Source organism: Paraburkholderia sp. BR10923 (assembly GCF_040948765.1).
GTDB classification, from domain to species: domain Bacteria; phylum Pseudomonadota; class Gammaproteobacteria; order Burkholderiales; family Burkholderiaceae; genus Paraburkholderia; species Paraburkholderia youngii.
In genome coordinates, this window is sequence record NZ_JBFPKO010000014.1 from 41,264 (window position 1) to 61,111 (window position 19,848).

The 19,848-nt window shown below is 64.1% G+C and carries 22 protein-coding genes; 12 read left to right on the forward strand and 10 right to left on the reverse strand.

Features of this window, described 5'->3' with window-relative positions; genetic code table 11:
- Positions 1 to 117: 117 nt before the first annotated feature.
- The 3 genes from AB3X94_RS24235 to AB3X94_RS24245 all read right to left on the reverse strand — a co-directional run bounded on the left by AB3X94_RS24235 (position 118) and on the right by AB3X94_RS24245 (position 3,941).
- Positions 118 to 2,073: an aconitase family protein gene (locus tag AB3X94_RS24235; RefSeq protein WP_368612949.1), complete on the reverse strand. Its 1,956-nt coding sequence runs from the start codon at positions 2,071 to 2,073 to the stop codon at positions 118 to 120.
- Between the two features lie 132 nt (positions 2,074 to 2,205).
- Entirely contained in the window at positions 2,206 to 3,108 is a 903-nt protein-coding gene (locus AB3X94_RS24240; RefSeq protein WP_176106489.1) for a LysR family transcriptional regulator, read from the reverse strand.
- A gap of 104 nt (positions 3,109 to 3,212) precedes the next feature.
- Positions 3,213 to 3,941 carry a 2OG-Fe(II) oxygenase gene (locus tag AB3X94_RS24245; protein ID WP_013092117.1) on the reverse strand — a complete coding sequence of 243 codons (729 nt, stop codon included), beginning with the start codon at positions 3,939 to 3,941 and terminating at the stop codon, positions 3,213 to 3,215.
- Positions 3,942 to 4,154: 213 nt separating this feature from the next.
- Here AB3X94_RS24245 and AB3X94_RS24250 point away from each other — a divergent pair, with 213 nt between their 5' ends.
- Both AB3X94_RS24250 and AB3X94_RS24255 read left to right on the forward strand, forming a co-directional pair.
- Positions 4,155 to 4,802: a DsbA family oxidoreductase gene (locus AB3X94_RS24250; RefSeq protein ID WP_176106490.1), complete on the forward strand. Its 648-nt coding sequence runs from the start codon at positions 4,155 to 4,157 to the stop codon at positions 4,800 to 4,802.
- Between the two features lie 29 nt (positions 4,803 to 4,831).
- On the forward strand, positions 4,832 to 5,314 hold the full coding sequence (locus AB3X94_RS24255) for a CPBP family glutamic-type intramembrane protease (protein WP_368612950.1): 483 nt from the start codon (positions 4,832 to 4,834) through the stop codon (positions 5,312 to 5,314).
- Between the two features lie 52 nt (positions 5,315 to 5,366).
- Here AB3X94_RS24255 and AB3X94_RS24260 read toward each other — a convergent pair whose 3' ends face one another.
- Complete coding sequence (locus tag AB3X94_RS24260) at positions 5,367 to 5,687, reverse strand: pyrimidine/purine nucleoside phosphorylase (protein WP_008917257.1); 321 nt, start codon at positions 5,685 to 5,687, stop codon at positions 5,367 to 5,369.
- A gap of 196 nt (positions 5,688 to 5,883) precedes the next feature.
- On the opposite strand from AB3X94_RS24260, the gene AB3X94_RS24265 reads away from it, so the two are divergent.
- Together AB3X94_RS24265 and AB3X94_RS24270 are read left to right on the forward strand one after the other, a co-directional pair.
- Positions 5,884 to 6,459 (forward strand): cysteine hydrolase family protein, encoded by a 576-nt coding sequence (locus AB3X94_RS24265; protein ID WP_368612951.1) that lies wholly within the window; start codon positions 5,884 to 5,886, stop codon positions 6,457 to 6,459.
- A 41-nt stretch (positions 6,460 to 6,500) separates the two neighbouring features.
- Positions 6,501 to 6,887, forward strand: coding sequence for a BON domain-containing protein (locus AB3X94_RS24270; RefSeq protein ID WP_368612952.1), 387 nt, complete (start codon positions 6,501 to 6,503; stop codon positions 6,885 to 6,887).
- 101 nt (positions 6,888 to 6,988) lie between these two features.
- Here AB3X94_RS24270 and AB3X94_RS24275 read toward each other — a convergent pair whose 3' ends face one another.
- Positions 6,989 to 7,771, reverse strand: coding sequence for a hypothetical protein (locus tag AB3X94_RS24275; protein ID WP_368612953.1), 783 nt, complete (start codon positions 7,769 to 7,771; stop codon positions 6,989 to 6,991).
- A gap of 519 nt (positions 7,772 to 8,290) precedes the next feature.
- Here AB3X94_RS24275 and AB3X94_RS24280 point away from each other — a divergent pair.
- From AB3X94_RS24280 to AB3X94_RS24295, 4 genes are all read left to right on the forward strand, one after another.
- Entirely contained in the window at positions 8,291 to 9,412 is a 1,122-nt protein-coding gene (locus AB3X94_RS24280) for an L-dopachrome tautomerase-related protein (protein ID WP_368612954.1), read from the forward strand.
- Between the two features lie 175 nt (positions 9,413 to 9,587).
- A complete protein-coding gene (locus AB3X94_RS24285; protein ID WP_368612955.1) occupies positions 9,588 to 10,793 on the forward strand; it encodes a paraquat-inducible protein A in 1,206 nt (401 codons plus the stop codon).
- Positions 10,790 to 12,085 (forward strand): MlaD family protein, encoded by a 1,296-nt coding sequence (locus tag AB3X94_RS24290; RefSeq protein ID WP_368612956.1) that lies wholly within the window; start codon positions 10,790 to 10,792, stop codon positions 12,083 to 12,085. The genes AB3X94_RS24285 and AB3X94_RS24290 overlap by 4 nt, the downstream gene beginning before the upstream one ends.
- Positions 12,082 to 12,717 carry a membrane integrity-associated transporter subunit PqiC gene (locus tag AB3X94_RS24295; RefSeq protein WP_368599155.1) on the forward strand — a complete coding sequence of 212 codons (636 nt, stop codon included), beginning with the start codon at positions 12,082 to 12,084 and terminating at the stop codon, positions 12,715 to 12,717. Before AB3X94_RS24290 ends, AB3X94_RS24295 begins: the two co-directional genes overlap by 4 nt.
- Positions 12,718 to 12,747: 30 nt before the next feature.
- Here the strand turns inward: AB3X94_RS24295 and AB3X94_RS24300 are convergent, their stop codons facing one another.
- From AB3X94_RS24300 to AB3X94_RS24315, 4 genes are all read right to left on the reverse strand, one after another.
- Positions 12,748 to 13,740, reverse strand: a complete 993-nt coding sequence (locus AB3X94_RS24300) for a GNAT family N-acetyltransferase (RefSeq protein WP_368612957.1) — start codon at positions 13,738 to 13,740, stop codon at positions 12,748 to 12,750.
- Positions 13,741 to 13,872: 132 nt separating this feature from the next.
- Positions 13,873 to 14,415, reverse strand: a complete 543-nt coding sequence (locus tag AB3X94_RS24305; protein WP_176106499.1) for a hypothetical protein — start codon at positions 14,413 to 14,415, stop codon at positions 13,873 to 13,875.
- Between the two features lie 94 nt (positions 14,416 to 14,509).
- Positions 14,510 to 14,869: a protocatechuate 3,4-dioxygenase gene (locus tag AB3X94_RS24310; RefSeq protein WP_176106500.1), complete on the reverse strand. Its 360-nt coding sequence runs from the start codon at positions 14,867 to 14,869 to the stop codon at positions 14,510 to 14,512.
- Entirely contained in the window at positions 14,869 to 15,711 is an 843-nt protein-coding gene (locus AB3X94_RS24315) for a gallate dioxygenase (protein WP_176106501.1), read from the reverse strand. The genes AB3X94_RS24310 and AB3X94_RS24315 overlap by 1 nt, the downstream gene beginning before the upstream one ends.
- Before the next feature lie 391 nt (positions 15,712 to 16,102).
- Here AB3X94_RS24315 and AB3X94_RS24320 point away from each other — a divergent pair, with 391 nt between their 5' ends.
- Both AB3X94_RS24320 and AB3X94_RS24325 read left to right on the forward strand, forming a co-directional pair.
- Positions 16,103 to 16,804, forward strand: coding sequence for a GntR family transcriptional regulator (locus AB3X94_RS24320; RefSeq protein WP_368612958.1), 702 nt, complete (start codon positions 16,103 to 16,105; stop codon positions 16,802 to 16,804).
- Positions 16,801 to 18,108: a LysR family transcriptional regulator gene (locus AB3X94_RS24325; RefSeq protein WP_368612959.1), complete on the forward strand. Its 1,308-nt coding sequence runs from the start codon at positions 16,801 to 16,803 to the stop codon at positions 18,106 to 18,108. The genes AB3X94_RS24320 and AB3X94_RS24325 overlap by 4 nt, the downstream gene beginning before the upstream one ends.
- A 22-nt stretch (positions 18,109 to 18,130) precedes the next feature.
- Here the strand turns inward: AB3X94_RS24325 and AB3X94_RS24330 are convergent, their stop codons facing one another.
- Positions 18,131 to 18,364, reverse strand: coding sequence for a hypothetical protein (locus AB3X94_RS24330; RefSeq protein WP_368612960.1), 234 nt, complete (start codon positions 18,362 to 18,364; stop codon positions 18,131 to 18,133).
- Between the two features lie 182 nt (positions 18,365 to 18,546).
- On the opposite strand from AB3X94_RS24330, the gene AB3X94_RS24335 reads away from it, so the two are divergent.
- The gene (locus AB3X94_RS24335; protein ID WP_368612961.1) at positions 18,547 to 19,143 is read left to right on the forward strand and encodes a molybdopterin-dependent oxidoreductase; all 597 of its coding nucleotides are present in this window, start codon (positions 18,547 to 18,549) and stop codon (positions 19,141 to 19,143) included.
- A gap of 182 nt (positions 19,144 to 19,325) precedes the next feature.
- A complete protein-coding gene (locus tag AB3X94_RS24340) occupies positions 19,326 to 19,736 on the forward strand; it encodes a DUF2946 domain-containing protein (RefSeq protein ID WP_368612962.1) in 411 nt (136 codons plus the stop codon).
- Positions 19,737 to 19,848: the final 112 nt, after the last annotated feature.

The following is a 19,848-nucleotide window of genomic DNA, read 5'->3' on the forward strand; positions in this document are numbered from 1 at the left end:
GTTGCGACTGCTTTTGCGGTAACGCTGATCGCTCGCCGCGGCCGGTCCGATGCCGGCCTTGCGTTTGGTCGCGCATCGCACGCGCCACGATGCCCCGGCCGGAGTTCGGCCAGCATTCTAGCCGTGCGCGTGCTGTAATTGTTCGAACGTGGTGATTTTCCCGGCCAGCGCGCTCGCCGCGACCGTATACGGGCTCGCGAGCCACACGTCGCCCGGCCCCGAACGGCCGGGGAAATTACGGTTGATCGCGCTGATCGTCACGTCGTCCGGCTTGGCCGATTGTCCCGGTCCGCAGTTCGCACACGAGCCGCAGCCAGGCATCACGAGCGTCACGCCCGCGCGCTCGAACACCGGCAGGTAGCCCTGCTCCTCGCAATACGCCCGCACCGCCATCGTGCCGAATTGCAGATACAGACGCGTGCGCTCGGGCACGCGCAGGCCGTGCTCGACGCCCCAGCGCAGCACCTCGTGATAGAAATCGAAGTCCTCGCGCTTGCCCGCGGTGCACGAGCCGCCGTACGCGATATCGATCGCGACGTCCTGTTCGAGCCGCGGCGCCGGCACGCCGTTGCCGGGGTCGCCCGGCCGCGCGAGCATCGGTTCGATCGCGTTCGCATCGATATGGATCGTGTCGCGATAGGTCGCGCCGGCATCGCTTTTCATCCAGTCTTCCAGCACGAAATCGACGCCGCGCCGCTCCTTCAGGAACGCGACCGTGCGCTCGTCCGGCTCGACGATGCCGGTGAAGCCGCCGAGTTCCGCGACCATGTTGGTCAGCGTCGCGCGTTCGTCGATCGACATCGCGCGCACCGCCGCGCCGCAGTATTCGAATACGAGGCCGATCGCGCCGCCCGAGCGGATCGCGTCCATCCGCAGCAGATGCAGCACGACGTCCTTCGCGGTCACGCCGTCGCGCAACCGGCCGTCGATTTCGATGCGCAGCGTCTCCGGCACCTTGCAGCGCACGTAGCCGGTGACCCAGCTATTGGCGATTTCGGTCGCGCCCGCGCCGAACGCGAGGCAGCCGAGCGCGCCCGAATGCGGCGTGTGCGAATCGGTGCCGCACGCGACCTGCCCCGGCTGCGCGTATTGCTCGGCCATCAACGCATGACAGATGCCCTCGGAGCCGGGCACGCCATCGAGCGCGCCGTGCGAGCGCACCGGGTAGTCGCGCGAAAACGACGTGTGGCCTTCCATCAGATTCGCGACGCCCGGCAGCAGACCGTCGCGCACGTGCGGGATGCTTTGCGGCGCGAGCACCAGATGGTCCTGGAACGCGATGATGTGATCGGGCGCATGCAGCGGCGCGGGCTTGCCGAACGCGCGATGCATCAGATGCGCGCACATGCCGGTGAAATAGTCGTGGCTGAAGCGCCAGTCGGCTGCGATGAACACGCCGTCGCCGCGCTGCGCGCTCGCGGTGCCGGGGTGCAGATGACGGTCGATGATTTTCTCGACCAGCGTTTTCGGCTCGGCGCCCGGCGCGTCGTTCGGGGCAGCGCTCGCACGCTCTCCCGGCGCGGGCCAGTCCGCGAACTTGCTATACGCGAGCAAGCCGCCGCTGCGAATGATTTGCTGGGTGAGCGCGTCGCGGCCCTTCAGGAATTCGTCGATCGGCACCGCTTCACCCGCGAGCAGGCGATCCAGCACGGAAAAATCCGTCGTGGTCAGAATGCCGATGTTGTCGCAGTTCTGCTGATAGATACGCTCGAAGCTTTCGGCAACGATAAGTCGAATACCTGCGGACAATTCCGCGAGCGGGCTCGATTCGCGCGACGAGCCCTTGCCGTAGCGCTTGCCCGCCACGGTCACGCGAAAGCCGCCGTCCTTCACCGCGTTGCGGCCGATCGGCAGACATTCGCCGGCCTTGAAGCCGACGTACGGATACTGGCCGAGCCGCTCGTCATAGGTGAGCATCACGGTGACGGGCGTGATCTCGTCGGTCGACACGTTGTCGCGCAACGGCCCCGCCGTCTCGCGCGTGAAGTTTTCGCCGGCCAGTTGCGCCTCGATCACGGCTGGGTCTTGCGACAGGTACAGCACGCGGCCGTCCAAACGAATCGTATCGCTCATCACTTCTTTCTCCTTGCGCCCACTATACGGCGCGCAAGGCCGATGCCGAAGTGCCGGTGCGGCAACGCTGCCGTCTCGTTTCGCGAATGCTCGACTATGGAGCCGCGGCGCGGCGTGCGTGCGAGGGATTGTCTAAGGCTCATTGCCGAGGAACGACACCAGCGCGGCCGCGCTCGCGCTCAACTGCTCGCGCGCCTTGAAGATGATGATCAGATGGCGCTCGGCCCAAGCATCGGCAAGCGGCAGCAGCCGCACGTCGAGCGTGTTCACGTAGAGCAGGCCGACTGGCTCGGGCACGATCGCGATGCCGAGCCCCGCATGCACCATCCGGCACAGCGCATCGAGACTGCTCACGCGCATCCGCACATCGAGCTGCCGCCCCGCGCTCGCCGCCTGCTGCGCGAGCAAGCGCGTGAGCGCGCTTTCGCTGCGCAGGCCGACGAAGCTGTCGTGCAACAGATCGTCGAAGCTCACCCGTGCGGCGCTAGCGAGCCGATGCCCGCCCGGCACGAGCACCGCGAGCCGGTCCTGCCGGTACGGCACCTGCTCGAACGCCTCGCTGCCCGCGACCGGATTGCAGATGCCGAAGTCCGCGCCATGTTCGTCGACGATACGCAGCACGTCCGCGCTGTTTTCTTCTTCGAGTTCGATCGATACATCCGGGAACGCGCGGCCGAACGCGGCGACGTCTTCGGGCAGAAACTGCACGATCGACGACAGATTCGCGACCACCCTCACGCGCCCTTTGACGCCCGTCGAAAAGCGCGACAACTCCGCGCTCATCTGCTCGATATTGCCAATGATCGCGAGTGCGTAGCGCAGCACGGTCTCGCCGACCGGCGTCACGGTAATGCCGCGCGACTGCCGCTGAATCACCGGCAGGCCGATCAGCGCCTCGATCTCGGCGATGCGCCGGCTCACCGCCGACGACGCGATGAACTCGCGCTCCGCCGCGCGCGCGATATTGCGCTCCTGGCAAACGGCGACGAACAGACGCAGCGAAGTGAGATCGAGTTTCTTGAGCAGGTTTTCCATGGGACGAGGTGACGGGCCTGACGACAATGGCGGCGGATCGCTGGAATCGTGGATCTTATCGTCTCACGGCGCGCAGTGTTGCGCCATTGCGCCGGCCTCGATCCTCACAGCGCATCATGAAAGATGATGCCGACCGTATGCCGATGCCCCGAACGCAGGCGGCTCACACCATGCCGCAGATTCACGCGATACGGCCCGCGCGTGCCCTGCACCGGCCGGCTGTTCACGGTGAACACGACCGCGTCGCCCTTCGCGAGCGGCACGACTTCGGCGCGCGACTGCATGCGCGGACGCTGCTCGGTCATCACGAACTCGCCGCCCGTGAAGTCGCGCCCCGGCTCCGACAGCAGCACCGCGACCTGTAGCGGGAACACGTGTTCGCCGTACAAATCCTGATGCAGGCAGTTGTAATCGCCCTCGCCGTATTGCAGGATCAGCGGCGTCGGACGCACCTGGCCGGCGTCATGGCAGCGTCGAATGAATTCCGCGTGCTTCGGCGGATAGCGCACGTCGATGCCCATCGCCCTATTCCAGCGGTTTGCCACCGGCACGAGGTGCGGATACAGCGCGCCGCGCAAGCCGTCGACGAGCGGCGGCAGCGGATATGCGAAGTACTTGTATTCGCCGCGGCCGAAGCCGTGGCGCGCCATTACGATGCGGCTGCGATACAGCGCATCGCGCGGATAAAGCGCGCTCAGCGCGTCGCATTCGCGCGGAGTCAACAGTTGCGGCACGGCGGCGCAGCCGTACTGATCCAGATCGTGTTCGATCCGCGGCCAGTCGAGGGCGTCGACGCGTTGGTCGATCGTTTGGGTAGGAGCGATTGCGTTCATCGTCGATGAGTGCGCGGCGGGGCTCGTTACCCGCGCCGTGAAAGTAGATAGCTCGATGAGCTTAGTGTACGAGCGTGGCGGCGGGAAAACACTCCGGGTCTTGCGGTCAAATTCGGCGGCACTGCACGGGTGCACGATTCACGCTACGCTGTCGGTATCGTTGCAGCCGCATTCGCACGGCCGCAACACGATTCGTTATCTCCAGGAACAACCATGAAACAGCAGCTCACCATCGATTTTGTTTCCGACATCGCCTGCCCGTGGTGCGCGATCGGCCTGTCGTCGCTGCAGCTCGCGCTCGCGCGGCTTCAGGACAAGATCGATGCGCGCATCGTCGTGCATCCGTTCGAACTGAATCCGCAGATGGGACCGGATGGCGAAGACATCGTCGAGTATCTGGGCAAGAAATACGGCCGCACGGCCGCGCAGATCGCCGAAACGCAAGCGATGATCCGCGAACGCGGCGCGAGCGTCGGCTTCGATTTCGGTCCGCGCACCCGCACCTACAACACGTTCGACGCGCACCGCCTGCTGCATTGGGCCGGCCTGAAGGGCCAACAGTTGCCGCTGAAGCTCGCGCTATTGCGCGCGTATCACGCCGACGGCAAGAATCCGGGCAATCATGACGTGCTGGCCGAGGCGGCACAGTCGGCCGGACTCGACGTCATTGAGGCGCGCGAAGTGCTGACGAGCGGCGCGTATGCCACTGAAGTGCGTGAAGCGGAAAAGAACAATCAGGAAATGGGCATTCAATCGGTGCCGTCGATCATTTTCAACCGCCGCTATCTGGTGACGGGCGGCCAACCGGTCGAGCAATTCGTGCAGGTGATCGAGGAGATTCTGGCAAAAGAGACGGCCTGAGACCCTGCCAATTGCGAATGGAGCCCACATTGCACGCGCTGACGGCTTTAACAAAAAGAAGCTGGAACGAGGTGCCCCGGTGGGGGCTGATAATCGGCGGCGCGGCAATCATGTTTTTCGGGCAGATCGCGCTGGTATTCGCTCAATACGCGCTGTGGGGCGCGCCGGCGCCGCGTAAAATCCCGCTCGCCGATAAACCGATCCTGGTTCAGCTGTTTTTTATCGTGATCCTGATGCCGTTGCTGGAGACGATCGTCGGACAATGGCTGCCCATTCGGCTCATTAACGGCGTATTTCGTTTGTCGTGGCGGATTGCCGCGGTGGGGTCGATTGCGTTGTTCACGCTGATGCACGGTTACGTCGATCGTGCGGTCGTGTCGATTCTATTGGGTGCGGTGGTGCTGGCGGCGGTGTTCATCGTCGAAGCGAAGCGTAAGGGAGGGCCCGTTCTGTGCACCTGGCTCACGCATGCACTCGCGAATGCTTGCGTGTTCTCGCTTCAACACATTTGAGCAGGGATGGCTCAGGCCCATTGCCCAAGCCATCACGCGCGCCTAAAACCGTTTACAGATAGCTGCAAACGTAGTCGAGCGTTTCGACCACATCGATATCGAAGCGGCTCTTGCCCGGCACCGAGAACGATTCGCCCGCGCCATAGGTCTTCCACTCGTCGCTGCCGTCGAGACGGATACGGCACTTGCCCGCCTGCACTTCCATCAGTTCCGGCGCGTCGGTGCCGAAGTTCAGCGTGCCGGGCAGGATCACGCCGAGCGTCTTGCGCGTGCCGTCGGCGAACAGCACGGTGTGCGACACGCACTTGCCGTCGAAGTACACATTAGCTCGTTTGACAACAGAAACCTGGTCGAATTGCGTTGCAGCCGTCATGGCGGTCTTCCTCTGGGTCATCGTGAATGGATGCGTTGCGGCCGGCTGGGCGCGGCAGACGGCGCGCGGTCCGCGCAAGCCGCCCGCGCGAGGCTCCGGTCCGGGCGCGAGCCCGCCATCATACAGGCTATTGTGGGCGCCAATACGGTAAAGTCTGCCAGAAGCATATCGACACCTACACAGACTCATTCGACCCATGCGCTCTTCCGCTCCTTCTGCCGGCGCCGTACTGCTGCTGATCGATCTGCAACGCGCGATCGATCATCCGAGTTGGGGCGAACGCAACAATCCCGCAGCCGAGAAGCAGGTGAGCCGCCTGCTCGCGCATTGGCGCAGCCGGAGTTGGCCGGTGTGGCATGTGCGGCACGACTCGACGGAGCCTGGGTCGCACTATCGGCCGGGTCAGCCGGGACACGAATTCAAGGCGTCGAACGCGCCGTTGCCCGGCGAGCCGGTGATCGCGAAACGCACCAATAACGCGTTCATCGGCACCGGATTGGAAGACCGCCTGCACGCCGCCGGCCACACGACCCTTGTCGTGGCGGGTGTCATCACCAACAACTCGGTCGAGGCCACGGTGCGGATGGCCGGCAATCTCGGCTTCGATACCTATCTCGTGGCCGACGGCTGTTTCACTTTTGCACGGGCCGACTGGAACGGAACGCCGCGCAGTGCCGACGACGTCCATGCGATGTCGCTGGCGAATCTCGATCAAGAGTACTGCACGGTCGTCACCACGGACGCGCTATTGGACAACCGGCAACCGCATTAGCCGGAACCCATATACGGCCAATTTCCGGTACAGGAGGAGATGTGAGTAAAGTCAACGTGAACAGCATAATGGGCGCAATTGCCGCGGCAGCGATTGCGATCGGCACTGCGACCTGTGCGAATGCACAAACTGGTGGCGGCATGCCGAACGATGCTTCCGCGCAAAGCCAAACCATCGCGGCATCGCCGGCTCGCAACAGGCCCGATAGCGAACTCGCGCGCGACGTGCGGCGCGCTCTCGCACGCACACCGAACGTGCATGCGACGGCGATTCACGTGCAAGCCCGCCGCGGTATCGTGACGCTGACCGGTTGGGTGCCGCAGCGCGCCCAGGTGCAACGCGCGGGCAGTGTCGCGAGATCGGTGCGCGGAGTCCGGCAGGTGATCAACCATCTGAATGTGCGCACCAGAGGAGCCAGCGGTCACTAGCACAAAGCGAATAAAAGAAAGTACTCGGCCCGGCACGAATGCGCCGGGCTGATACTTTGTATCGACCATTCAATCGATGCGCGAGTATTCGCCGCAATACCTCAACGCCACATACGATAGCCGTACACCGGCGGCGCGCGATACGCATAAACGCGCGGCTGCGCCCAATAGACCGGCGGATGATAAATCTGATAAGCGACAGGCGCGACTGGTTGAATCACCGTTTCTACGACCTGCGGCGTTTCTTCGTATTGCGCCTGCGGATAAACCGGTACGTACTGCACGGGTGGCTGCGGATAGTCCTGCCGCACATACACCGGCTGGTTGTCGTAGACCGGTTGCATCTGCGCATAGGCCGGCGCCTGCTGGTATTGCATTGGCGGCGGCGCGTATTGCGGCTGCTGGTAGACCTGCTGATATTGCTGTTGCGGCGGCGGCGGTTGCGGCACCTGACGCTGCGCGTACTGGACCGGCTGCGGCTTCTGAGGCTGCGGCGGAATGCTCGTGTACTTCGAGTTGTCGTCTTCGGGGACGCCCGGCGGCAGCGGCGGCACGTCGACCCGCGCGACGTCGGTCTTCGCGGGTTGCCGCTGACCATGATTGTGCGAATCGATCATTGCCTGGTAATCGGCCTGATCCTGCTTGCCGCGATTGATATAACCGTTGCGATATGCGCGGGCCACGTCAGACATCTTCGCATTCGGATCTTCTTTCATGCCGTCCGCATTGACCTTGTACTCGTTCGGGCTGAGCGAGCCGGCCGGCACCTCGTCGTCGGACGCATACGCCGCTTCGGGTCCGTCGGCCCACGCTGGATAACACTGCAGCGTTAGCACCGAAGCGACCGTCGTCACCCCGAGCCCCCAAAGCGCACTTGTTCTCATGATCCACCTCGCGGCCGATTAAGAGTATTGAAAGCCGAATTTTTTACTTGCAGGCGTGGCTATTTCTCTGCGCGTGCAATTGTTATTTTCTAGCACATTCCTTTGACGCCGACATTATTTTTTCTTTGCAATTGAGCGGTGTAGCGCACGACTGACACGGCGGGTCCCAATGCGAGGCAGGAGAAACCCTGAGAGTCAAAGTTGCCGAAATGGACTGCCTGCTGCGGCGACTCCGCATGCTGCCGCGAAGCAATTCTTTTTGCCATGAATCACGTGGCACCTACACGGTCTTTTAACGCGCTAGCCCGCATCGAGCACTGCGCGACAACTCGGCTTTCCCTATTGCGCGACCTGCCGTTCTCTGCTCGCGCGAAACTCAAACAATATGCATAAAGAACGATCCGCAAATTCAAGTTGAATACCTTCCGAAAGATTCGCGGATTACGATCTACTTTATCGTTGCACGCGGCATTCGCTTTGCTGAGTACGGACATTTCCACTCTGCCCCGGAGGCAGCCCATGAAAGACTCCGTCACGCCACCCGCCGCGGATCGGGTTCCGCTGACCGCCGCGCCTGCATCGAGCACCGGTGACGAGGGCTCGCGGCCGCATCTGCGCGAGATTGCGTCGTTCGGGCATCAGGTGACCGGGGTGGCCGTCGCCGCGGACGGACGCATCTTCGTCAACTTCCCGCGCTGGACAGAAGACGCGCCGATCTCCGTCGGCGTACTCACGCCCGATGGCGACGTTCGTCCTTACCCCGACGATCGCTGGAACGGCTGGCGCAACGCCAGACGTGACGAGTTGAACCCGCAGGATCGCTGGGTCTGCGTGCAGGCAATGCTGTGCGATTCGCAAAACAACCTGTGGGTACTCGACCCCGGCGCGCCGGCCCAGTCCTTCGTCGTGCCGGGCGCCCCCAAACTGGTCCGCATCGATCTTGCGACCGATAGCGTCGTCGGCTGCATCGCATTCACGCTCGATGTCGCGCCGCAGGGCAGTTATCTGAATGACGTGCGCATCAGTCCCGACGGCCGGTTCGCCTACATCACCGACTCCGGAACACGCGGCGCGATCGTGGTGGTCGATCTCGGCACCGGTCAAGCGCGCCGCGTGCTCGACGGGCATCCATCGACGCAAATGGACCCGAGCGTCACCGTGCATGCAGGCGGCGCACCATTGCGGCGTCCCGATGGACGCGGCGTGGAATTTTCGGCCGACGGCATCGCGCTGACTCGCGATGGACTGTATCTGTACTGGCAGGCCTTGAAGGGCAAAACGCTTTACCGCGTGCCCACCGAAGCGCTTCGCGATACCGCGCTCGCCTCCGACGAAGTCGGCAACCGCGTCGAGAAAGTGCTCGAGCATCGCCCCGCCGACGGGCTGCATATCGACCGCGCGGGACGCCTGCTGATTACCGCGGTGGAGGAACACGCGGTGAAGGTATGGGACGGCGCGACCTTGACGACGCTGCTGCACGAGCGCGGCCTGCGCTGGCCGGATACTTTTGCCGAAGGGCCGGACGGCACGATCTACCTGACCGATTCGCGCATCCCCGAGATGAACTGGTTCAAGCCGGGCCATCCGGACGCACTGCCTTCGAGGCTGCTGATCATTGCGGACGCCGCTCCCTCAGCGTAGCCGGACGCCAAACCGGGCACGCGCAATGCTAATGGAGGAAATGGAGCTGGCGCGTGCCAGCGCGCCTGCCGTGCATTCACGCGCCAACTGGCGCCGGGGGTCGAGGGATGATCGGCGAAACCTCATTCGCAACGCACTGCCCGCCTGAAAACGGACAGCCGATGGAGAACGTCGCATGACGATCGGCTGCCCCGAATGCGGCGCGCTCGAAGACATCCCGCCGCTCGCCGCACATACCTACGCGCGTTGCCGCGCCTGTCACTTTCCGCTGGAGCGGCGTAACGGCCGAAGCCAGGCCGCGGCGCTCGCCTGCGCGAGCGCAACCTTCGTGCTGCTGTTTCCGGCCAATCTCGCGCCGCTGATGTACGTGCACATGCTCGGCGCCGAGCACTCGTCAGTGCTGTCGTCGGGCATCGTGCAGATGTGGAACGACGGCTGGTTCATTCTCGCGATACTGCTCGGCACCTTCGGCATCGTGCTGCCATTCGTCCGGTTTGGCGGCCTCGTGGCCGTCCTCGTCGCGCTACGGCTGGGCTGGCGTAGCAGGGCAATCGGCGCGCTGTTTCGCTGGACCACCTCGCTCGATATCTGGGCCATGCCCGACGTCTATCTGGTCGGCTGCTTCGTCGGTTACGCGCGCGTGACGCAGAATCTGACCGGCACGATCGCCCCAGGCGGCTACTGTTTCATCGCCGCGGCGCTATTGTCGATGCTCACGCGCGCGGCGCTCGATCGAAGAACCGTGTGGCGCGCAATTGCCACGGACAACGAGTTGCCGGAACACGAAGCGCCGCTGTCCTGCACGGTTTGCGATCTGGTCGTGCCGATGTCGCAGGAGGGGCGTCCCTGCCCTCGTTGCGCGCTGACGTTGCGCGCTCGCAAAACCGACGCCGTCGTGCGCGCGGCTGCGCTGTCGCTCGCCGCGCTCGTACTGACGATCCCGGCCAACGTCTTTCCGATGACCAGTTCGATGCAACTCGGACACATCGAGTCAACCAGGGTCGTCGACGGCGTCTACCAGCTGTTCCACGTGGGCCTGTGGCCGCTCGGCATCCTGATCATCTGCACGAGCATCGTCATTCCGGTGGCGAAGATCGTCGGCATGGGCTGGTTCATCGTCTCCGTGCGGCGCCGTTCGCGCCGGCATCTGCGGGTCAAGGCGCATCTGTACCGCCTGATCGACGAACTCGGACGATGGTCGTTCGTCGACGTGTTCACGATCGCCGCGTTCGTGCCGCTGATCCAGTTCGACGGCATCGCGTCGGCCAGACCGGCCATCGGCGCCACCGCGTTCGCGCTGGTCGTGTTCCTGACGATGGCCGCTTCGCGCGCATTCGATCCGCGCCTGATGTGGGACGTCCACCCGCGGAGCAAGCGATGAGCGGCACGCGTCCCCGTCGTTCGCAAGCCCAGGTGCGGAGCAGCCCGTGGCCCGGCTGGATTTGGGCGGTGCCGATCGCAGCCTTCGCGATGGCCGGATGGCTCGGCGTTCGCGCGCTGACGCATCAGGACGAGACGGTCACGGTCACTTTCGACAACGCATACGGCATGAAGCCCGACGATACGATCGTCACGCTGCGCGGCGTGAAGGTCGGCGCCGTCTCGGAGATCACGCTCGCGCCCGATGGCCAGCACGTGCAAGCCGAGCTCAAGATAGATCGCGCCGAAAAAAAGTATCTGCGCAGCGAGACGAAGTTTTTTCTGCGCGGAGCCCACGTGGACCTCAACGACCCAGCGTCGCTCAAAGGCATGCTGTCCGGCCCCGAGATCGTGATGGAGCCCGGACCCGGTAAACCGGCGTCGCGGTTCGACGGAGTCGATCGCCGCCCAGCGCTCGCACCGGGACACGGCCCGGTCGTCACTTACCTGGTGCGCTTCGACGGTGCGGTGGGCGACCTGAAGAGTGGTGCCGACGTGCAATTGCGCGGCTTCGACGTGGGCACCGTCACCAGCGTGCGCCTGAACTACGACGCACGCACGGGCGCGCTGAGCACCCCGGTGCAGATCGCGCTGAACCCGTCGCAGCTCGGCATCGTCGGCGCACCTCCGCCGGCCAACGGCGACTGGCGCCCGCTCGTCGACGGCATGCTCGGCCGTCTCGTCGCCACGGGCTTGCGCGCGCGCTTGTCGCAGGATCCGCCGGTCGTCGGCGCGGACAAGATCACCCTCGACTTCGTGCAAGGCGCGCCGGTCGCGACGCTCGCCAGCGAGGACGGCCTGCCCGTCATTCCGAGTGTCGCCGCCGCGAATCTCGACACGACGATGGCGAAGGCCAACGAGGTGATCCAGAAAATCGACGATCTTCCAATCCGGCAAACCGGCGAACAGGTGCGCAGTATCGCCGCGCATATCAACGCGCTCAGTTCCTCGCCGCAAATCAAGGACAGCCTGACGCACATCGATCACTCCGTCGCGCAGATCGATCACACATTGCAGCAGGTCTCGCCGCAGATCGGTCCGCTCGTCGCGCAACTGCGCGACACAGCGAACGCGGCGGATCGCACCGTTGCCGCGGCGAACCGTACGCTAGGCGGCGATGCGTCGAGCCAGAACGACCTGCCTGCCGCGATGCAGGAGCTAACGGACACCGCGCGCTCGATTCGGGCACTGGCCGACTATCTGGACCGCCATCCCGAGGCGCTGATCCATGGCAGGCAGCAGGAGACTCAATGATGACGAGGTCCACGCTTCGCATCGGACGCGCCGTCGTGGCATCGCTCACGACGAGCGTCTGGACGGCGGCGCTTGTCGTCTGCGTCGCCGCGATGACGCTCGCCGGATGCGGGCACAGCATGCCGACGCGCTATGTGACGTTGAACCCGATGCCCGCCGACGCCCCGCCAGCCACGGCGCCGATGCCGCCGATTCAACTGACCGCCGTGCACATTCCCGCGGTGCTCGATCGGCTCGAAGTCGTCACGCTGGCTTCGCAGAACCGTCTCACGATCGACGATACCGACCGGTGGGGCGCACCGCTCGCTCAAATGATGCGCAAAACGCTTGCCGAGGACTTGCTCACGCGGCTGCCCGCCGGGTCGTTCGTCGTGCCGGATGCGCCCGCGCCACCAGGCACGCGCAGGCTGGTCGTCACCGTGTTGAACGCGACGGCCAACGCGAGCGGCACGCTGACCTTGCAGGCGGAGTGGACCCTGTTGAACGGGCATTCGGATCAGGCGCCGTTGCGGCAGCAAGTGACGCTCGATTCTGCGATCGACGGACACGATGCGCTCGCGCAGGCGGCCGCGTTGAGCCGCATTCTCGCCGACCTGGCCGACCGGATCGCGGCGTCGGTCGTCGCGCATTGACCGAAGCGGTCTAGTTCGCTTCTCGGTCGATCACTGGGTACCGGTACCGCCTTTCATTGCGGAAATCCGGTCGAAACGCTGCTCGACGACGCGTGTTCCCCATTGCTCCCCTTCCGATTCGTCGCTCAGCCGAAAGCCGAACGACTCGTACAGATGACGCGCCGCGTCGAGCCCCTGGAAAGTCCATAAATAGGTTTCGTCAAAGCGCTCGTCGGCGAAACGCATCGCATGCGCCAGCAATTGCCGCCCGATCCCGGAGCCGCGCAAGGAATCGTCGACGATGAACCAGCGCAAATGCGCGACACGGGTGCCGACATCCCCATCGATCACGACAGACGCGAGCGTGCGGCCGTTTTCGACGTAAAGCCAAAGCCCTTTCCCTTCTGCCGGCAATGCGCCCGCGAACTCCGCCAGTTCCGTCGCGACCTTCTTTTCGAAGAATGCGCCGAAACCCCAGTGCTGCGCGTAATAGCGCCCGTGCAGACTCGCGATATCGCCGATACAGCCGGGTTGGTAGCCTTCCACGATTCCCGCGGACCCCGGTTCCGTCGCAGGAAGTTTGCTGACCTCGCCATGCGCGAGGGCGTCCGCATAAAGCGCGAGAGAACGGACCAGCGCCTGCTGGTCGGCGGGAACCATGCGCCGCAGCGCGCCGGACACGCGATCGGTCGCGAACCGGTCGATCTTCTTGCGCAGCTTCTGACCTTCGGCCGTCAGGTACAACTCGGAAGAACGGGCATCGTCGGCGCAGACCGTACGCTCGACCAGTCCGCTCGCTTCGAGCTTTGCGATCTGCCGGCTCGTATTCGATTTGTCGAGCCGCAGGATGGTCGCGAGATCTTTGGCGCTGATGCCCGGCGACATGCCGATCTCGATTACCGCATGCACGGCCGAGGGCGCCAGGTCGCTGTCGGCGAGCGTCGTACGCATGAAACCGAGTTCGCGAACCAGGCGGCGGGAAAACTCGCGCAGTTCGAGAATCGTCGTGTCGCGAGGCTTGGCGGGGGCTTCGATCAGATCCATGAGGGCGCTCACATATCAGTTGCGTTGCGCAATCAATATAGTTGCGAGCCCGCAACTTAAGCAAACGCTAAGTTGCAATCGGAAGCGTTGCAACGCAGCATCGAACCCGGCTTGCTTTTGCGTTCAACCTCATCAATAGCGCCGCTCTTCCATCAACTGCTTGACGGTCAACGCCAACGGCACGGTGAAAAAGATGTGCGACATGAACCCGCCGATAATCACGGCCGGGTCGAAATAATCCGGATGGTTATCCGACGCGATCATGATCGCGGCATGCATGACGATCCACGCAAATACCGCATAGAACAGCGCAACCAGCGTCGCTTCATAGCCGCGCCGCCGGAAGTACGGCCAGATCGCGGCGAACAGCACGCCCCACGCGATCGCGAAGAAAAAATGAATGCCGGTGCCGACGATATACGCCCAGATGCCGAGCGAGGCCTGCACGTCTTTGCCGAACACGAGCCCCGTCGCATTGCGCGGAATGCCGGCAAGCGGCATCAAATGCTGAGCGCCGACCCAGACGAGCGCTTCGTAAATCCAGATCACCACGGCGCCGACCAGGCCGCCGATCACGCCGGCGCGCAACATCGCCCCGCGTTCGAGTGCACCGGACTCCGCGAGTCTTGGCCGCCGGTCCAAATCCCCTTCGCTGATGCCGAACTTGCCGACCATCTCTACTCTCCTCGAATGGACTACACATCGGAACTTCAAATCGGAATGCCCAGCGGACAGTGCTGCTTCGTTGCGCGCCTTCGATGCCCGGCCTTTAAACGGCGTCGGGTACCTGGCGGGTCTTCAGAAACTCTTCGAGCGTTTCGCCACGCATGCTCGCGTACACGCCGAGATTGGTGATCTTCACCACGCGCGCGAACTTCTCGAGCACGAAGAAAGACACCCCATAGCGGATCAGACCGATCCAGTCGGTGTTGTCGACCAGCGCGCGCTCTTCCGGCGTCAGGCCGGCCGCATCGTACGCGGCGGTGCGATTTTCGAGCCACAGCGCGCGCGCCGACGCTTCGCGCATCTGCCAGAAAAAGCGGTTCAGGCGCATCGCCTTCATGCTCTGGCGGATATCGAACGGATACGTGCCGGTCAATTCTTCGACGCCAACCAGTTGCGGATTCATTACGCCACCTCTCCTTCGTAGATCGTCACGGCCATCGCGGTGCTGGTCGCAAGGTAGTAGCTGCGATGCAACTCGCGGACCTTCTGGCCGAGCGCGCCGCGCATCGCGAGCCACATGATCGTCTCGACGCTTTCCGCGCCGCCGAGGCGCACGTAGTCGACGTGCTTCATCCTGGCAAGACGCTCCGGATCGTTGACGATCAGGTCGAGGAACTCCATGTCCCATTCGGTATTGTTGAAGCCGCTGCGCTCGCCATGCACCTGGTGCGACAGCCCGCCCGTGCCGACCACCACGACCTTCAGATCCTGTTCGAACGATTCGATCGCGCGACGCAGCGCCTGGCCGAGCCGGTAGCAGCGATTCGCGGTGGGTAGCGGATACTGCAGCACGTTGACTTCGAGCGGCACCAGCGACAGCGGCCAGCCGCCCTGATGCGGCAGCATCAGCGAGAGCGGCGAATTGACGCCGTGATCGAGCGCGCGGTCCTGGAAGACGGTCAGATCGAACTCGTCGGCGACCAGTTGCTCGACGATATGGATCGCCAGATCCGGGTGGCCGGCGATGTCCGGCAGCGGACGCTTGCCCGCGCCTTCATCGGCGAATTCGTGATTGGGCGACACGCCGAGCGCGAAGGTCGGATAGCAATCGAAGAAAAAGCTGTTCGCGTGATCGTTGTAGAACATCACCATCACGTCGGGCTTCTGCTCGGCCAGCCACTGCGCCACCGGTTCATAACCCTTGAACATCGGCGCCCATGCCGGTTCATTCTGCTTGCCCTTGTCGTACGCCAACCCGATCGTGGGTACATGGGACGTGCCGATACCACCAATGATCCTTGCCATATTCGTTCTCTTCCGTCACTTCGTGCTGCTGCCAATCGGATAGGTCGCCTGGCTTACCGCGCTAGTCACCGCGACCGTCTTGGGATACAAAGATAGAAATTGTGCCTTGATACGTGAAGTACGGGTATACCTAGAGTTGTGCCCGAATGATGGGGAAAAACCCGGTATGCGGGCGACAGGCGAGCCGACGAACCCCGCCGCGACCCTCGCCGCGCAGGGCTCCCTCGGTATCCCAAGCCCGCGCGGCGTGCCTTCCGCGGCCTTCTCTCGCTCCGGCATGCGATAAATAAAACAGATGACCCGGAAAACAACTCGCAACGCACTTTTTAAAGGCTTGGAGCGGTGCTGCACGCGTGGCTATACTGCGATGCTTCCGACGAGCGACGAAACGATGAACGAGACGACCCAGCAAGCGATTGTGCAGACCTTACGCGAGAAGATCCTGTCGGGCGAATTGTCGCCCGGGCAGCGGCTCGTCGAAGCGCAGCTAGCGCAATGGCTCGGCGTGTCGCGCACGCCGCTGCGTTATGCGTTGAGCGTGCTGTCGGCGGAAGGCCTGCTCGATCGTTCGGGCTCGCGCGGCTATGTAGTGCGCCGCTTCAGCGTGCGCGACGTCCTCGATGCGATCGACGTGCGCGGCGTGCTCGAAGGGCTCGCCGCGCGCTCGGTCGCCGAAAACGGCGTGAGCCCGGCGCTCGCCGCCGCGCTCGACGATTGCCTGCGCGAAGGCGACGAAATCTTCGAGCAAAAGCATCTGAAGCCAGGAGACGACGTGCGCTACGCGCAGATGAACGGCCGCTTTCATGCGCTGATCGTCGAAGCGGCGCAGAACCAGGCGATCACGGCCGCGCTGAGCCTGAACGACAAGGTGCCGTTCGTGTCGCCGTTCACGATCGCGTTCGACGAAGCCGCGCGCGAGCGTCAGTTCATGATGCTGATGTACGCGCATCGCCAGCATCACGCGATCGTCGACGCGCTGAAGCAAGGCGAAGGCGCGCGCGTCGATGCGTTGATGAAGGAGCACACGCATATCTCGAAGGAAAGTCTGAATTTGTCGCTGCCATCGTTGCATCTGATCGCGGGCGCGGCATGAGCAACGACGCACTTTCCGCCGAAGCCAGCCAGGCGGCCGCCAAAGCGCCGCTGTCGGTCAGCAGCAAGGACCTGCTCAATCTCGCGCAATTGCGCGCCTTCCGGCTCGTCGCGGACATGGGCAGCGCGACACGCGCTGCGGCCGCGCTGTTTCGCGCACAGTCGGCGGTCACGCGCTCCGTGCAGGAACTCGAGTCGGCGCTCGGCGTGCCGCTGTTCGATCGCGGTCCTTCGGGCATGCTGTCCACGCCGGTCGGCCGCGCGGTGCTGCACCGCTGCGAGCGGATCTTCGCCGAACTCGAAGAGCTCGCGCAATGGTGCGCCGCGCGACAGACGCGCCGCCGGCCCGTATCGGAGGGCGCCTTGCCCGCGTACCTGCTCAATACGCGGCGGCTGCAACTGTTCGCGGCGCTCGCGCGGCATCGGCATATGCCGAGCGCGGCAAAAACCTTCGGCATCAGTCAGCCCGCGGTGAGCACCGCGATCCGCGTACTCGAAAGCGGCTCGGGACTGAGCCTGTTCCATCGCAGCCCGCGCGGCATCCTGCTGACGGCCGAGGGCGAAACGTTCCTGCTGCACGTACGCCGCGCATTGAACGAACTACGGCACATCCCCGACGATATCGCCGCATTGCACGGCAAGATTCAGGGCTCGGTGACGGTCGGCGCGTTGCCGCTCGGACGCACGCTGATCCTGCCGAAGGCGATCGCGCGAATGACCTCGGAAAATCCCGGCGTGCGGGTGGTCACCGACGAAAGCGCGTACGAGACGCTGGTGGCCGGTCTGCGCGCCGGCGACATCGACTTCATTCTCGGCGCGCTGCGCGACAACGACGCGACGAGCGGCCTGAAAAACGAGCGGCTGATGTCGGAAAACATGGTGGTGCTGGTGCGCCGCGGTCACCCGCTGACTCAAGTGCACAATCTGACCATCATGGGTCTGCGCGACGCGCAATGGATTCTGCCGCGCAGCAACGCGCCGGCGCGTGCGCTGTTCGAAACGCAATTCAGGCGGATGAAGGTGAAGCCGCCTTTGCCGACCGTCGAGACCGCCGACCTCGCGGTGATTCGCGGGCTGCTGCTCGGCACCGACATGGCGGCGGCGTTGTCGGCGCAGCAGCTGCATCACGAGGTTCAATCCGGGCAACTGGTGGTGCTCGACGTACCGCTGCACAACACGCGGCGCGAGATCGGCCTGACGATGCGCGCGGCGGGTACGCCATCGCCGGCCGCACGGGCATTGATCGACGCGATCCGGCTGTCGGTCGTCGATGTGACGCGCACGGTCAGCATCGGCGCGACCTGAGCGTTGCCATCGATCAGTTCGCTCAACTGTTTCTGTCGGGGTCCGGCAGGCTGTCGAAAAACGCGCGCGACAGCGTGTCGGCGACGCGGATCTTCGCCGCGCGCGCCTTATCTCGCAGCGCATCGCGCCGCAGGTCGAACATCGACACCTGCGCGCCCTTCGCGGCCAATGCCGCACCGAGTATGCCGCCCGCTTCGCGGAAGCCGATGAATGAGATGCGCGTGAGTAGCACTTCTTCATAAACCTGCGAAGACATGCACCGTCCTGGATCACCGCGCGACGAAGCGTGCCAGTTCCGCTGTGAATCCCATGCGGAAAGAGCATAGCGAATGACGCGTAAATGAAGCATCGCCGTATCATCTGCGGCGGCAATTCTCCGACAATAGAAGAGCGCTCAAATGACCCCGCCAAGCCTCATCGACACCCGGAGAAAACGTAATGAACAAACGCCAGTTCCTGACCAGCGCCACGGTGCGGGGCGCGGCGGTCGCGCCCGCATTCGGCGCAAAGCGTGAGCACGCCGAATGCGCGCCGTCTCCAGTTCTCCTGACGATCTCCGGTGCGATCAGGAAGAGCAATCGCGGCGCGCTCAATCCGGCTTTCGATCAACTGCTGGCGAAGCACCAGGTGAAGTTTTCGCAAGCGTATGGCGTCGATCTGCCGTTGCTCGCCAGCATGAAATCCGTGACGATCCATCCGACGATCGAATACGATGCGCACCTGCATACGTTCAGCGGCCCGCTGCTGACCGACGTGCTCGCGCATATCGGCGCACCGGATGCAGGCAGCACGCAAATCGTCATGCACGCGGTCGACGGCTACGCGGTGCAGACGACGCTCGACAAGGTGCGCGAGTATCACTTCATCGTCGCAACGCAAATGGACGGCAAGCCGCTGGCGCTCGGTGGCGTGGGGCCGTTATGGGCGATCTACGACGCGGATCAGATTCCCGAACTCGCGGCCAAGCCGCTGAAGGACCGCTTCGAACTGTCGCCGTGGGGCCTGTATCACATGCAGCTCACCGAGGCGTCATAGCGCGCCGCCGAATCGCTCGACGCACGCCTGCCGCACGCGCTCGACCGAGCTCGCCCAGTCTTCCCCTGGCGCGCGCCGGAACAGACGCAGCGTGTGCGGATACCACGGCGCTATACCTGACACTACGAATGAGAGGATCGCGTGGTGATGCTAGAATCGCCCCCGTCTTTTCTTCGACGCTCATGACTCGACGCTCCCGCAACCACCTGACCGCATGGCTTGGCCTCGTCGCCATGTGGCTCGTCGTGTTCGCGCCGCTCATCAGTCAGTTGCTCGAATCGAGCCGCGGCCACGAGCCGATTGCCGTGCTGTGTTCGGCGCTTCATCCGAGCGGCGCGAGCGATATCAGCGATGCGAGCGTCGTCGCTCGAACCAGTCCCGCCTCCGTGCATCTGAGCCACGACGATGCATTCGGTGCCTGCGGCTACTGTCATCTGTTCGAACATCACGTCGCGATGCCGACGCTCGCCGCCGCCGAGCCGCCGGCCGCGCTGCCGCTGGCCGGCACCGCGCCGCCCACGCTGTCCACCCGCTTCACGCCGCTGGGCGCGTTCCCGTCGGGACGTCCGCGCGCGCCACCTGTCGTTTCCTGATCGCTGCCGGTTCTGATCGCGCCTTCGTCGCTCATGTCGACGAAGCCTGCGACTGCCTGTTCAATGCATCGAGGAAACGCTCATGTTCAACTTCGCGCTGCGAAGGCTGTCT

Coding starts and splice junctions, on each gene's coding strand:
- AB3X94_RS24285 (WP_368612955.1), top strand. CDS start 9,588: ATGACGATCGGCTGCCCCGAATGCGGCGCGCTCGAAGACATCCCGCCG.
- AB3X94_RS24250 (WP_176106490.1), top strand. CDS start 4,155: ATGAAACAGCAGCTCACCATCGATTTTGTTTCCGACATCGCCTGCCCG.
- AB3X94_RS24240 (WP_176106489.1), bottom strand. CDS start 3,108: ATGGAAAACCTGCTCAAGAAACTCGATCTCACTTCGCTGCGTCTGTTC.
- AB3X94_RS24310 (WP_176106500.1), bottom strand. CDS start 14,869: ATGAATCCGCAACTGGTTGGCGTCGAAGAATTGACCGGCACGTATCCG.
- AB3X94_RS24305 (WP_176106499.1), bottom strand. CDS start 14,415: ATGGTCGGCAAGTTCGGCATCAGCGAAGGGGATTTGGACCGGCGGCCA.
- AB3X94_RS24335 (WP_368612961.1), top strand. CDS start 18,547: ATGAACAAACGCCAGTTCCTGACCAGCGCCACGGTGCGGGGCGCGGCG.
- AB3X94_RS24330 (WP_368612960.1), bottom strand. CDS start 18,364: ATGTCTTCGCAGGTTTATGAAGAAGTGCTACTCACGCGCATCTCATTC.
- AB3X94_RS24315 (WP_176106501.1), bottom strand. CDS start 15,711: ATGGCAAGGATCATTGGTGGTATCGGCACGTCCCATGTACCCACGATC.
- AB3X94_RS24275 (WP_368612953.1), bottom strand. CDS start 7,771: ATGAGAACAAGTGCGCTTTGGGGGCTCGGGGTGACGACGGTCGCTTCG.
- AB3X94_RS24320 (WP_368612958.1), top strand. CDS start 16,103: ATGAACGAGACGACCCAGCAAGCGATTGTGCAGACCTTACGCGAGAAG.
- AB3X94_RS24295 (WP_368599155.1), top strand. CDS start 12,082: ATGATGACGAGGTCCACGCTTCGCATCGGACGCGCCGTCGTGGCATCG.
- AB3X94_RS24265 (WP_368612951.1), top strand. CDS start 5,884: ATGCGCTCTTCCGCTCCTTCTGCCGGCGCCGTACTGCTGCTGATCGAT.
- AB3X94_RS24340 (WP_368612962.1), top strand. CDS start 19,326: ATGACTCGACGCTCCCGCAACCACCTGACCGCATGGCTTGGCCTCGTC.
- AB3X94_RS24260 (WP_008917257.1), bottom strand. CDS start 5,687: ATGACGGCTGCAACGCAATTCGACCAGGTTTCTGTTGTCAAACGAGCT.
- AB3X94_RS24325 (WP_368612959.1), top strand. CDS start 16,801: ATGAGCAACGACGCACTTTCCGCCGAAGCCAGCCAGGCGGCCGCCAAA.
- AB3X94_RS24235 (WP_368612949.1), bottom strand. CDS start 2,073: ATGAGCGATACGATTCGTTTGGACGGCCGCGTGCTGTACCTGTCGCAA.
- AB3X94_RS24280 (WP_368612954.1), top strand. CDS start 8,291: ATGAAAGACTCCGTCACGCCACCCGCCGCGGATCGGGTTCCGCTGACC.
- AB3X94_RS24245 (WP_013092117.1), bottom strand. CDS start 3,941: ATGAACGCAATCGCTCCTACCCAAACGATCGACCAACGCGTCGACGCC.
- AB3X94_RS24300 (WP_368612957.1), bottom strand. CDS start 13,740: ATGGATCTGATCGAAGCCCCCGCCAAGCCTCGCGACACGACGATTCTC.
- AB3X94_RS24290 (WP_368612956.1), top strand. CDS start 10,790: ATGAGCGGCACGCGTCCCCGTCGTTCGCAAGCCCAGGTGCGGAGCAGC.